Below are 12,330 nucleotides of genomic sequence, written 5' to 3' on the forward strand. Positions count from 1 at the left end.
GTTGAGAGCGAAGCGGAATTCAAAGACCTCGTTCAGGAAACTTTTGAGAAAATAACGAAACGCGTCAGCTTCGCAAAGAAGTGGTGTGAACAGTTCCTTGACTTTCGAATGTTATCTTAATCATTATACCCAACCGGGATGGATCCGGCGTCGCTTGGCTACCCCACAGCCCACGACCTCTCCCAGACTGTCGGGGCAATCGACCGGACGGAAACGAGTGTGGATTTGCCGGTTCGTGACCCCCACATCATCCCGGCTGATCCCGACGCTGACACGGGGGCGCTGACAGCCGCTCACAGGTGGCCTGTTGGCGACGCGAACACGCTTCGCGGCGAGGGTAATGTTCTCGATCCTGTCCCTGAACAAAACGCGGTGTATCCACCCCTCTCGCTGTTCGGATTCATCCCCACAATCCACCCGTCACAACACCCCGCCGCGACGGGCAACATTGGGGGGCTGGTGAACGACGCCAGCACCGCGATGGACATCGACCCACAGGAGATCGAAGACCGGATCGAAGAAGGGGATTATCGCGAGTTCACTGGGAGCCACAACCCCCTCTGGAACCTCGACCTGCGCGACCTTGGACTCACGCCCGGATCCCGTGGGAAAAACCCCTTCGGTCACTTCGGTGAATCGGAGAACTACTTCGTCGTGATCGACGACGAAACTGCCTACTGCCACAAGCGGGAAGCACTCTATAACTTCCAACACTTTGCCCTCTGTGACATGGGCAAGCGCGACCCGAAGGATTCCGCGAGTGGTCAGAATCTCGATGATTTGGAGTACCTCCATCTGTGGACCTACGCTCGCCAGAACAACCTCGTTCCAGAGCACACGCCCATCCCGCTGAAGGGGCTTGTGGGATACGCGATCGAGAACGATTATTGCGAGCCTGACGACCTCGAACAATTCGGCGGGGATAGCGATGATTCCGACGATAATTCGGACGAACAGAATACCGACTCACCGGGCGGGAACAAAGCTGGGAAGCGCAACCTCAAGCTCCCGGATGATGTCTACTTCCCAGTTCTCAAAAATATCGAGGACACGACAGGATACACGCCCGCACGCCTCGCGGACAGTAGTAGATCTGGTGGTGACTCGGGCGGAGATGCGAGCGGTTCGACAACACCCTCGGTCGACACAGAAGACGTTGCGTTCGACAGCATCCACCGGAAGTATGGCCAGCCGCTCATCGGGGACGACATGCCCGACCCACTGAAGCAGTTCCTCCGTCGCTACACCAACACGGAAGACGAGACGATCACGACCGACACCGACGAGACGGTGTTCGTTCCGAAGGCCGAACTCCGTGATGCGTTCAACTCATGGGCGCAAATCTGCCTTCGACACATTCGTAACAGTACTGATACGTCGGTGGATGACGTGGCGATCCAAGAGTACGCGCCGGGTGCGTTCACCGGGCCGCTGAAAGCGCAAGTCGACGTCGAACTGAAGGAAGGTCGGCCGCGACTCAGTAGCGGTGAGCGTGAACGTGTGTGGTTCGGTATCGAGCTCACCGACGAAGGCTCGACCCTTGCGGAACTCGAGGGGAAGTTCGCGTAGCCAGAGCAACCAACGTATTCCTCGACCAAATTTTATTGGCAGTCTCTTTCTCGAACCAACCAGATATTTTATACGAACATAGCGCAGGGAGTTGACGCATGATTCTGATCTTCCTGCCGGGCTAGAGTTGGTGGTCTTCGTCGCTAGCTTAGATGGTACCTGTGAACGTTGCGACGACACAGAACTGATGGGTGTCTCAAACAGACGGGGCTCGCAGTAGTTGCTATCTGATCCATAACTCGAGGCAGCAATTCAGCCGAAAACACCCCCTTGGACCACTTCCCAAAATCGCAAGACGGCACGGGTGGTCCGGGGGGTCCAGCATGTGGGCACCAGTTATTGTTTTCTTAGTCAATTCGGCAGTAATGAACTACAAGCCATATCTACTGTTATTTTCACCAATATCGCTAAGGAATAACGCATATTTGAATTTGTGAAAATAACCAGACGTAGCGGGTGGTCCGGGGGGTAGTCAGTATATCCGGACCCCCCTTGGACCACTCCACAAAACCGCATGAAGGCAGCGGTGGTCCGGGGGGTACAGTACTGTGATTTCTGCCTTTTTTCCACAATAAAGTATACTATTTCAGATACATCGCCGCTAAAGACTGAAAATAAGCATACGGGGTGGGATTTACCACAATTTGAGGGGGTGGTAACTCACCCCCCTTGGACCACCTCACAAAACCGCAAGACGGCACGGGTGGTCCGGGGGTCATCACACCAAAATCACTGCTCAATCAAATATGACTCGCTCGCATACCTGAGCGTGTTCTAGAAAGCCGTTTCAGCCGGTTTCCGAGACCGACTTATTTTCACCCTCTCAGAACACCCCCATTTTGACCCGGTACGTCTGTGATATACCGGGTAATACCCCCTCTGGGTGGGGGTGTTCAGGCCAGAAGGCCAAGAGTAAGATGCCTGATACAGCAGGCAACCGGGATCACCCCAGCAGTCCCCTGAAGGGGACATGAAGAGACAGGGTCTCAGACAGAAGCACCACCAGCTGGTCGACCACCAAGATCGAGACTGACCGCAGAAGGCAGTCGGCCAGCAAGACGGGGACACCACTACACGGCGGTCGACACTGCCACCGCCTCACCAACACTGTGTGACTCACGAATCCTCTCAGAATCTCGAAATAGCCTCAGCACACTCCCCCGCGGGTCAGGTAGACCCCGGACGCAACACGACTCGTCGTCTCGACGACCGCGATCGTCTCGGTAGACTTCCCATCTCCTGACGGTCGATGACCACCACCGGGACAGTCCCCTTGAGGACCAGTCGACTGCCGTCGACACACTCCTTGATCCACAGACGAGAGACTCCCTCAACACACCGACTGTCGACCAGTCTCTCACCGCCGAGTCGTGGCTCTGGTCGCTGTTTCAGGAACCTGATGAGTCAGCCGATGACAAGTCGACCGCAGACGCCGACCGGCTGTCACCATCGCCACGATCACACGCCGTGTGGAACGGCTTCGACCCCGGCGGGATTCTCACCTCCGACGTCGGTGACCGACTCCACTGATCCCCTCGTCCGGGTGGGCTTGTCGATGCGACTCGACTCGTCGATCTCGACTCGCGGCGTCTCCCGACCGAGGGTCACGACGTGGTCACCAATCGGCATCGACACCGCCTCTCCTCGAGGCCACAGACGCGGCGACCAGTCGCCGCTTCACCATCGGTGGTCATCGGCTCGGATCCGACGATCAGGATCCACAGCGAGGTAGACCTCTCAGTATTCTGACTACGACGCCGTCGGCCGTCACCAGCGACGGATCGCCACCACCACAGACACGGCAGGTGACCGCTTCGAGTCTGACAGCCGACGGGGACCGAACGGTGTCGGGTCCACCCCACCAACAGTGGTCGCGACCGACACGCCTCGAGGGCAGCTGGCCGTCGCACCGCTGGGTGGGTTGCCCCCACCTCGACGACTCCCTCTTGGCGGGAGTCCTCGCCAGTATCCCCACCGAGAATCTCTCAGCAATCTGGTATACAGAATGGCGTCCACGAGCCACCCACCTTCGGTGGGGCCTCGTTCTGTCTCAACACGGTGAGACGACACCGTCTCAATCCAGACGGAGTGTCGGCAGGCCCCAACCCAGTGATAGCATTATTTCGGTCGGGCCAGCGATGAGGTTTCCCAAGATGAATACGCTTCTCGCACTCGTCGTTTTCACCGTCTCGTTCGGCACCGCAATCGCCCTGCTCATCGGCATCGTCTTCGCTGCTCTGTTGTCGATGAACGCCCGGAGTGGATCGGAGGGGTGCGACTTCTGTTCGAGTGACGCCGCGACTCGTCTCGGGGGTGGTGACGTGGCGTGTAGTGACTGCAAACGCCGGGTCCTCTGACCGGCTTCTTCGCGGGGGTCGAGACCCCCTTGCTACAGCCCGGTGACTGGTGGGTTTGTTGCGGCAGATAACGGAACCGCAACCAGCCTGTAGTGGAGACAGTCGATCAGTCGGGTTTGTTCGGGGTCGATCTCGGGGTCGATTTCGGGGGGTTACCAGTGGGGGAAACTCTCTGTGACTCCCCACTCGTGGTGGCCCCAATGGGACGACTGGTTGTGACGTTAGCAGTAACTACTAACCCACCGTTCAGCACGGTGGCGAAGACACCGGCTACGGCCGAGTCTTGTCGGGGCTTCAGCTGGTGACATTATCTCCCCCAGCCGGAGACGAGGGTTTCCCCCGAGGGGGTGACCCGACCAACCGACTATGAGTGAAACGCTTCGCGGTTCGACGCCTCAGTCCGAGTTTGACTTGACGACTACCCTTGACGACGAGATCGAGTGTGCCTGTGAGGGCTGTCACGACGACGTCGACGACCAGCTGAAACTCCTGCTCGGGTGTGACGCCCGCGGGATGGTCGCTGACTACGGGACGGTCGGCTTCTGTTCGCTTGAGTGTGCCCGCCAGTTCGTCTCGGCGGGCCCGTACCAGTCGCTCGAGGAAGACCTGATCGTCTACACCCAGCAGCCGGTCGTCGCGACCGTCGTCCACAACGGCGAGGTCATCGAGGCCACGCTCGGGTTCGACGTCAAGGAGGCTATCGAGGCGGCCGCCGAGATCGTGGCCGACCTCGTCGACGACGTGGAGCTCTCGCCTGACGACTTCACCGTTGAGACCGAAGAACTATAGACAGCCGGTCTCCATTTTTTCTGCGCTATCGGACCGACGTGACGCTCTGGCCAGCTCGGTGGGCTCGACCACGCGGACAGCGACTCCGTGGTGTTCCGCTTGCGACCTCGCTCGGTCGACGCGGACGCATCACGCGAGTCGCTTCGCTCCACACGCGTTGCGCCCACGGACCAGTCGACAGCGGCGAGGTCGCTTCCGCACCCCCACTGACGGGCTGACAGTCGCGGGGCAACATTATCGCCCTCGTCCGGAGACGAGGGTTTGCCCCAGAGGGGGTGGCCTGACTGACCGACTATGACCGAAACGCTTCACGGTTCGACGCCACAGTCCGCGTTCACCTTGCGCTGATCGAGAGCGTTGAGGCTCCGTACAGCGTGGAGGGGTGGCTCGTCGCTCACGCCGATGAGTTCCGCTCGTTCACTTACGGCTTCCAGCCCCGCATGGAGTGAGGCCAGCCGGCGGATGCTATCCGGGCGCTCGATCAAAATACTCTGGAGGAGCTCGAACCGGTATATTTCCATCGGCGTGGACATGTCTGCCAGAAGTACGAGTATGGGAGTGTGACGCCTACTGTTGGTCCTCAAACCAATATACTTATTTTATTGGTCTATGTACCAATGAATGAGGATGGCCTCACTGACCGACGACGACCTCGATGGCGTGAGCGAGGGGCGAAAGTACCCCGACGGGGCTGTAGTCCGCGTGTTCTGTATGCGGACAGATCGCGATGCGTACCCGTCTGGGTGGGCCTACAAGCTTCATTACGGCGCAACGGAGCCGGACCCGCCCCGCACGCTTGATGATGGGACGATTCGTCGGTACGACAACTCGCACGAGGACACCAAAGGGCACGAACTACACGTCGCACCAGACCCTCACCCAGATAGCATCACGTTTCCCGGAATAGTCGAACTCTGGAAACGGTTCTGGAGCGAAATCCCGAAGTCCGAGCTCGAGGTCAAGTGAGGCCATCTCACCACGGTGATACCCATGAACGACACCACGCCGCCGCTGCACCCGATGGAGCGTGAACAGCTTCGGGCCGAATCAACTCTCGTCGTTACCGTGAACTCGTCCAGTGAGTTCCACGGCGACATCACCGACGGGATCGAGGCGCTCAAACGAGGCGACGCGGTGGATTTCACACCGACGCTCTCGTTCACCAGTTACGACGATCTTATGGAGACGCTGACGCCGCGTGTCCTCGATCTCATCGAAGCTATCCGCAGGGAAGAGCCAGCCAGCATCAACGAAACCGCACGGGTCGTTGACCGGGACGTGAAGAACGTCCACGAGGAACTCAGCCGCCTCGCCCAGTTGGGTATCATCTTCTTTGAGGAAAACGGTCAGAGTAAGCGCCCGGTCGTCTGGTTCGACGAACTCTTGATCAACCTCCCGTTCGATCCAGAGGCTGGCGACACGACGGCTGCCACGCCTTGACATCCTCTCTGCACTGAAGCGCGAGTCTTTCTCCGTGGTGCGGGGCCTACCTTTCACCGAGGCCTTCCAAATGGTGCCCCTGTCATGAGGTACCCACAGTCGAACACCACGACCAAAATGCCCCGACAGATCGGTCCACTTCCGCTCCGGGGCGAGAGACTTATATCCACCCTGTCGTACCCCATATCCTGATCTCGCTGATGTCGACAACGGACCTCCACACGACTGACGACGATGTTGCCTCGCAGATCTCGATTTACTGTGGCGAGGAAGAACGGCTTCTCAATCGTGCTGACCGCACAGCGACGCCGACAGAACTCGTGTTGGCGCCGACCGAACTCCACCAACGAAACCTCCAACGGCGACTGCGAGAGCGTACACAGCCACAGAATGCGTTTGAATTCGTCGATCCGAAAACCGTTGCGGAAGTACTGCTTGGAGTCGCAGACCCGGCCCCGACGAGCCTCGATCGCGTCGATCGCTTAGCGCTCCTCCAGTCGCTTCCGACGACGACACCGGATCAGCCATCGGGACTCCGTCCGTTGCTTGCTGCCCGTCGAGACGTCGGTCCCCAACAACTTGAGCAGATCCGTTCAGAGGTCGAATCAATGACGAACTTCCATCCGGATCGGATTGCGGCGCTGCGCGATGTCACCGACGAGTTTGCAGGCCCCATCGCGGACGAGGCGACCACACTGGTTGATGGTGGCCTCGCCGTCGAGACGTGGCTGCGCGACCAGACTGACAAAGCGGTCTCGAAGACGGCGCTCCTCAGACGGGCGACGCGTCGCCTCATCGGCGGCGACGAGGTGTGGACCGATTGCTATCCCGATATCGAGCGGATCTCGCTCGTCGGTGTGAGCAGCATCCCGGCACCAGAAGTTGACTTCCTACATGGTCTCTGTACAGCAACGACGGCAGATATCGAACTCCACCTCCGCCCCGGAACCAGCGAGTACCTCACAGCGCGACTTCCGGACCTATTGTCCATTGATTATCCCGGGCGAGAGGTGAATCTGTGACCCACGCCCACCGCACGGCACTCACTGGCGAGTTGCCAGCACCGTCATGTCCTGTTGTCGAATTGCCCGCACCGACGCGTCGCGAGGAAGCGCGTGCTGTGATGGCGACGATCAGCGAAGTTCGCGATCGTGGCGTGGACGTCCGCGATATCGTCGTCGTGGCTCGCGATCTTGATCCGTATGAACAGCCGCTGACCCGGGCAGCCATCCAGTATGGGGTGACGCCAGTATTTTGGACACAGTTGCGCGTAACCCGCACCGAACCATACGCGCTGATAGCGGCGCTTTGTACGCTCTTTGGCGCCGGCGACGTCGCTGCTGCAACGCTGTTGGAACCATTAGCGCAGCGGTGGGCACCACTCACGGATACAGCCAGCTGGCCACTCGAACAGTCGACGATCCAGGCCGCTCTTGAGGCCCTTCCCCCCGGGCATCGATCGATCGCCGAGTGGGCCGAGACGATACAGACACACACCACGGACGAGCGACTCACAACCTACTGTGACTGGCTACTGTCGCATGCCGAGCGCGAGCCAACGCCAGAGACAGTTGGAACGGTTCTGGGGGCGTCGATCGATGCGTATCGCGAGACGAGCGTGCCCGCCCGCAAGCAGGCTGACTCACCGGCGCTCATGGCGACGGAGACGGCCGCGCGAGCAACCGTCAGGGTCACTCGGCTCGTCGAGCAGGTCTCGCACAAATACGACGAATGGCTCGCAGACGGGACGGTCTCCCGATCGTGGGACGCTGTACAGGAGCTGTGTGAGCTGCTGGCGACACAACGCCCGGGCCGCCGTGAACACTCGAACGCCTGGGCCATCGACATTATGGAGGCAAACGACGTGTGGGGGCTGTCTGTCCCATTCGTTATCGCGGTCGGCGCGACGGCAGCCGAGTGGCCGGCCCAGACTGACAGCGTCGTTCCCACAGAGCTCCAGGAAGCCGTTCTCGCTGCGGCTGGTGAGACAGATACCGTTGCGCCGCGAACCGCGTGGGGAAACGGCCGTGATCGCGATCACTTCGCCGATGCGATGCGTGCCGCCGAGCGCGGCGTGATCGTGACGCGGTACACACAGACCGCCGACGGTGGTGTTGTGTACCCCTCGCCGTTTCTTGCGTCACTCGAGATGGAGACTGTCTCCGAGCAGGCCCGCACCCAACTGGTGAGCACGACACCGCAGCTTCCTGAGCCGATTGCCGCGCTCCTCTCTGCGAGTACAGATACCGTTCCAGCACCCACCAAGACACCTCATGAGTAACGACGACGACCCACGGATACTCCGGAACGCACAAGCAACGATCAGAGACAGATTCGTCGATGCCGAGTCGGGACTGTTTACCATGAACTGTGTCGCCGGTGCTGGCAAATCACTGACGATGCAGCGAATCGCGGCCGAAACCATCATTCGGCGGTACGCTCGTGGCGATCGGACACCTGCCCAGAGCGTGGCCGTCATGTCGTTTACCACCGATGAGGCGGCCGCGATCGGACCCGGTGTCTGTGAACACATTCGGGAGATTGTGAATCATAAGTTGATCCCCGAGGCAGCGTCACTCACCGAGTCAGATGTCGCGTATCTCGTGACGCGGGTCCGGCACGCACCGTTCATCGGTACTGTCGACAGCGTGTTGCGTGATGTCTTCGGAGAGCTGGCCACCGACCTGGGGTTCGAGGAGACGCCATCGATCGGGAATAAGGCGTTGCTGAAAACGGTTCACAACGCGTGTTATGACGCCGTCGCTGCCGATCCGGCCCACGAAGACGCGATCGCCGAGTTGGAAGCAGCATACCCGGATGGCCGCTGGTCAGCCACTCCTGCGGAGATGCTCACTGACGCCGTCAAGTACTGTCGCGATCAGCGACTCACCACGGCCGCCTTCGAACGCAAACTCCGTACCACACAAGAGGCAGTGTATCCCGGGGGACGAACCAGCAGTCGTGCGGATATCGTGACGACGATCGCAGACATCGTCGACGCCGACGCCGCAGCTGACACCGACGCGGCTCTCTCACCAGCGGAGTGGGACGACCTTGTGGCTGCTGACCAGCGCCTCTATGACGCATGGGAGGGGACGCTGACAGCGTTTGGTGACGTGCTTGAAGCGTACCGCGAGCAGTACCGAGCCCTGATCCGCGAGTATGGCGTGGTCTCTCACACCGACGTCGCCTTCTTCATCACCAGTGTGTTCAAGCGTGACTGGCCAGTCGATGGCGATGGGCCACCCACCGACCAGCACACAGCCCTTCGTCAGCGGTACCACGCGCGGCTCGATAGCGTGGTCATCGATGAAGCACAGGATGTCTCCACTATCCAACACGCAGCGCTGTCACAGCTTGTCACTCCCTCGATGCGCGTCCTCGCGTGTGGCGATACGCTCCAAAGCATCTACCGCTGGCGACATGCCGATCCGTCGCTGTTCACGAGCGCCTGTCGCGAGGGCCAGTATCTCGGTATCGACTGGGACACCCATGCGACGGTGACAGCCGCAACAACCTATCGTGGAACCCCGGACATCGCCGCCGGCATCAACACCATCATGCGGCCCGTCTTTGACGATCCAACTCGCGGGGGGCTCAATGATTTTGCGGCGACTTACCCCGGCCTCGACGCATCTCGGGATCCAACCGCCGACCCGAGCATCCACGTCACCGCGTTCACCGGTGGGGCAGCGCCCGACAAGACACGGTGGGTCAACCCCGACGGCCGCGCTGGCGAGGCGAACATCCTTGCGACGTACATCGCACAGGGCCTCGCTGATGGGACATTGACTGACGAGACCGGGTCGCCACAGTCGATAACCGTCGTCTTCAGAAAGCGAACGCGGATGGACGCGTACAAAGACGCGTTCAAGGCCGAAGGACTGACCGTCCAAAACGCGAGTTCGAGACTCTTTGCGTGTTCCGTGGTCAAGGCGGTCCTCGCCGTCTGTGACTGGCTCACTGCGCCGACCGATCGGGCCCAGACACGTGCGTTGTTGACTGACTCGCCGTTCGATTTCACAGCAGCCCACGACTGCTTCGAGCGGGCTGGGTACGACCTTGATCTCATCTGTGCGGCCGACGACCTCGACGCCGAAACCCGAGACATCCTCTGTGGCCTGCGCGATCTTCGCGATCAGCTGGGCCGGTTCCATCGCGTTCCAGCGTCGGTGTACCTGGAAGACATCATCGAGCAACTCGCGCTTCGAGCCGACCCGAGCGACCAGTTCACCGAGCTGCCGGCAGCACAACGAGTAGCCGCGCTCGACACGCTCACGAGCACCGTCGCCGACTGGGAAGCTGACACGCAGTACCCACCAGCTGCCCTCGGTGACCTACTTGCGCCGTTTCGGGCGGCCCCGAGCGAGGGGCCCGATATCCCGAGTGTGACCACCGATGCCGATGTCGTCTTTAGCACAGTTCATCGGCTCAAAGGCGATCAAGACGACGTGATTGTGCTTGCAACGCCGGGCTTCAAGCTCTGGGACACCGGCCCGTTCTCTCAGCGGTTCATGACGCAGGGTGGCGTTGCGGCGTTGGCCCCGCCGACGAACGTCGAGACAGCACCCGATATCGAACTGCCACCATTCGATGGGGGACTCTACACGCCAAGCGGTGACAGTCGCGATAAACAGGGTGCTGCATCACGCGATGTCGGGTTGCGGTGGGCGACCGAGCACTGGCTCGATGACGCCGACAGTGGGGCCCCGCACCTGCTTGGTCCAGACCAGCTCCAGTCAGTCGCAGCCAACGAGCGTGCGGAGGCGTGGCGACTCCTGTATGTGGCACTCTCTCGGGCACGTGACCATCTCGTCATCCCGCTTCCGAAGACGTTACCCGGCACGGCACAGCCGCGTGATCGCTGGCTCGATACCTTGTTTGAGACACTCGAGTTTTCGCCTGGACGGACACCCACGTATGCGATCGACGAGCCGTCCAGTGCCGGTGATTTGACGATTGGTGTGAATGACGTCGAGGGCCGTATGACACGCGAGATGTACGACACGACGCTATCGGTGACGGGCGCCGTCCCGCCTCGACGCGACCAGTTGGAGTCATGGGTCCCACGCTTTCTCGACCCGAGTACGGCCTATCCGTTGACTGACGATGTCGACGCCACCGTGGGTGCCCACCTCCTCGACGAGGCCATTCATACCGAAACTGAGGCGGTGGCCGACAGCCTCCCGATCACGTTCGAGACGCTTGGGCCAGAGGCCGTCGGGACCTGTCTCCACGAGGCATTACTCACCCTCATCGAGATGGACGTGCCGGACACCGAGATCGATGCGTGGAGCAAGCCCGTCCGAAGCGCACTTCGGGACGCGATGGAACAGATAACGCCGCAGTCGATCGAGATGTTGCCAGATACTGAGCGTGGTGGCCTCGTCAGCTTCTTCCACACGTCGGTCGTGTCGGACTTCCTCAACTCCGACCTGTGGGCCCAGATCCAAGCGGCGGAGGCGGTCTACGTCGACCACGATTTGAGTGGACTCGTGACTGCTGGGGAGGTTGAGGTAGAAGTTCATGGTGAGGCCGATATCCTCATAGATCTGGGTGGAGGCGAGTGGCAGTTGGCCGATCTCAAGATTGCGCTGACTGACGACGTCGACGCAACGCAACCGCGGTATGAACTCCAGATCGCCGCCTACGAGCACATCCTCCAGCAGGAACTCGGCTCAGCAGCGACAATTCACGCCAGTGTCGAAACGTTCGGGTGTGTCCGAAGGTCAGTGTATGGACAGTTCCCGCCCACGGTTCTTGCGCGCCGTGTTCGCACTCTCGTTGGGTCGGATGAGTCGATCTCCGGCTCGTAAACTACCCTACCCTACTCCCTCGGCGCTCCGCGCCTCGGTCCTTGAGGGTAGGGCTTTGATGTGGACTCCCGGCAATTAGTCGCCAGCAATAGGCTGGTGACTCTCACCGTTCAACGTCCCACCAGTCACACGCACGTCTACTGGTGCGTCTCCGCTCTCCGACTTGGGCGAGGAACGGAGTTTGTGTTGTCGCTTCCGAGCGTACCGCACGCCAATATTCTTTGCAGCGTTAGTACGTGTTTAGCCCGAACTGATTTCGCTGCTATCTCATAGAAGGCGCACAACTTAGCCTGTATGAACTGGCAGCAGAGGTTCGCGATGATTCTCAGGGATGGGCTCCGTCGTGGAGCCCATCCCGT

The 12,330-nt window shown here is 60.3% G+C and carries 10 protein-coding genes and 2 pseudogenes; 9 read left to right on the forward strand and 3 right to left on the reverse strand.

The window, feature by feature from the left end; all coding sequences use genetic code 11:
- Positions 1 to 120, forward strand: a pseudogene (locus EXE52_RS17765) (IS630 family transposase); the annotation flags it as partial.
- Between the two features lie 18 nt (positions 121 to 138).
- The gene (locus EXE52_RS17770) at positions 139 to 1,569 is read left to right on the forward strand and encodes a hypothetical protein (protein WP_241988296.1); all 1,431 of its coding nucleotides are present in this window, start codon (positions 139 to 141) and stop codon (positions 1,567 to 1,569) included.
- A 1,458-nt stretch (positions 1,570 to 3,027) separates the two neighbouring features.
- Here the strand turns inward: EXE52_RS17770 and EXE52_RS18340 are convergent.
- Positions 3,028 to 3,198, reverse strand: a complete 171-nt coding sequence (locus EXE52_RS18340) for a hypothetical protein (protein WP_155120066.1) — start codon at positions 3,196 to 3,198, stop codon at positions 3,028 to 3,030.
- Between the two features lie 524 nt (positions 3,199 to 3,722).
- On the opposite strand from EXE52_RS18340, the gene EXE52_RS17775 reads away from it, so the two are divergent.
- Both EXE52_RS17775 and EXE52_RS17780 read left to right on the forward strand, forming a co-directional pair.
- A complete protein-coding gene (locus EXE52_RS17775; RefSeq protein WP_049933292.1) occupies positions 3,723 to 3,926 on the forward strand; it encodes a hypothetical protein in 204 nt (67 codons plus the stop codon).
- Positions 3,927 to 4,337: 411 nt separating this feature from the next.
- Complete coding sequence (locus EXE52_RS17780; protein ID WP_241988297.1) at positions 4,338 to 4,715, forward strand: hypothetical protein; 378 nt, start codon at positions 4,338 to 4,340, stop codon at positions 4,713 to 4,715.
- Positions 4,716 to 5,023: 308 nt separating this feature from the next.
- Here EXE52_RS17780 and EXE52_RS17785 read toward each other — a convergent pair whose 3' ends face one another.
- Positions 5,024 to 5,248, reverse strand: a complete 225-nt coding sequence (locus EXE52_RS17785) for a hypothetical protein (protein ID WP_004595499.1) — start codon at positions 5,246 to 5,248, stop codon at positions 5,024 to 5,026.
- 94 nt (positions 5,249 to 5,342) lie between these two features.
- On the opposite strand from EXE52_RS17785, the gene EXE52_RS17790 reads away from it, so the two are divergent.
- The 5 genes from EXE52_RS17790 to EXE52_RS17810 all read left to right on the forward strand — a co-directional run bounded on the left by EXE52_RS17790 (position 5,343) and on the right by EXE52_RS17810 (position 11,971).
- Positions 5,343 to 5,681: a DUF6516 family protein gene (locus EXE52_RS17790; RefSeq protein ID WP_199237921.1), complete on the forward strand. Its 339-nt coding sequence runs from the start codon at positions 5,343 to 5,345 to the stop codon at positions 5,679 to 5,681.
- Between the two features lie 24 nt (positions 5,682 to 5,705).
- Positions 5,706 to 6,155: a hypothetical protein gene (locus tag EXE52_RS17795; protein WP_004595501.1), complete on the forward strand. Its 450-nt coding sequence runs from the start codon at positions 5,706 to 5,708 to the stop codon at positions 6,153 to 6,155.
- A gap of 200 nt (positions 6,156 to 6,355) precedes the next feature.
- The gene (locus tag EXE52_RS18910; protein WP_241988298.1) at positions 6,356 to 7,177 is read left to right on the forward strand and encodes a hypothetical protein; all 822 of its coding nucleotides are present in this window, start codon (positions 6,356 to 6,358) and stop codon (positions 7,175 to 7,177) included.
- A 101-nt stretch (positions 7,178 to 7,278) separates the two neighbouring features.
- Complete coding sequence (locus tag EXE52_RS17805; RefSeq protein WP_137703993.1) at positions 7,279 to 8,436, forward strand: hypothetical protein; 1,158 nt, start codon at positions 7,279 to 7,281, stop codon at positions 8,434 to 8,436.
- Entirely contained in the window at positions 8,429 to 11,971 is a 3,543-nt protein-coding gene (locus EXE52_RS17810; RefSeq protein WP_137703994.1) for a UvrD-helicase domain-containing protein, read from the forward strand. Before EXE52_RS17805 ends, EXE52_RS17810 begins: the two co-directional genes overlap by 8 nt.
- A gap of 75 nt (positions 11,972 to 12,046) precedes the next feature.
- Here EXE52_RS17810 and EXE52_RS18915 read toward each other — a convergent pair.
- A pseudogene (locus tag EXE52_RS18915) lies at positions 12,047 to 12,202 on the reverse strand (RNA-guided endonuclease TnpB family protein); the annotation flags it as partial.
- Positions 12,203 to 12,330: the final 128 nt, after the last annotated feature.

The organism is Halorubrum sp. CGM4_25_10-8A (assembly GCF_005435025.1).
In the GTDB taxonomy this organism is placed as follows: Archaea; Halobacteriota; Halobacteria; order Halobacteriales; family Haloferacaceae; genus Halorubrum; species Halorubrum ezzemoulense.

Bases quoted from the DNA above. Each gene is read 5' to 3' on its own strand.
- EXE52_RS17775 (WP_049933292.1), top strand. From the start codon at position 3,723: ATGAATACGCTTCTCGCACTCGTCGTTTTCACCGTCTCGTTCGGCACC.
- EXE52_RS17805 (WP_137703993.1), top strand. From the start codon at position 7,279: ATGGCGACGATCAGCGAAGTTCGCGATCGTGGCGTGGACGTCCGCGAT.
- EXE52_RS17810 (WP_137703994.1), top strand. From the start codon at position 8,429: ATGAGTAACGACGACGACCCACGGATACTCCGGAACGCACAAGCAACG.
- EXE52_RS17770 (WP_241988296.1), top strand. From the start codon at position 139: ATGGATCCGGCGTCGCTTGGCTACCCCACAGCCCACGACCTCTCCCAG.
- EXE52_RS17795 (WP_004595501.1), top strand. From the start codon at position 5,706: ATGAACGACACCACGCCGCCGCTGCACCCGATGGAGCGTGAACAGCTT.
- EXE52_RS17790 (WP_199237921.1), top strand. From the start codon at position 5,343: ATGGCCTCACTGACCGACGACGACCTCGATGGCGTGAGCGAGGGGCGA.
- EXE52_RS18340 (WP_155120066.1), bottom strand. From the start codon at position 3,198: ATGCCGATTGGTGACCACGTCGTGACCCTCGGTCGGGAGACGCCGCGA.
- EXE52_RS18910 (WP_241988298.1), top strand. From the start codon at position 6,356: ATGTCGACAACGGACCTCCACACGACTGACGACGATGTTGCCTCGCAG.
- EXE52_RS17785 (WP_004595499.1), bottom strand. From the start codon at position 5,248: ATGTCCACGCCGATGGAAATATACCGGTTCGAGCTCCTCCAGAGTATT.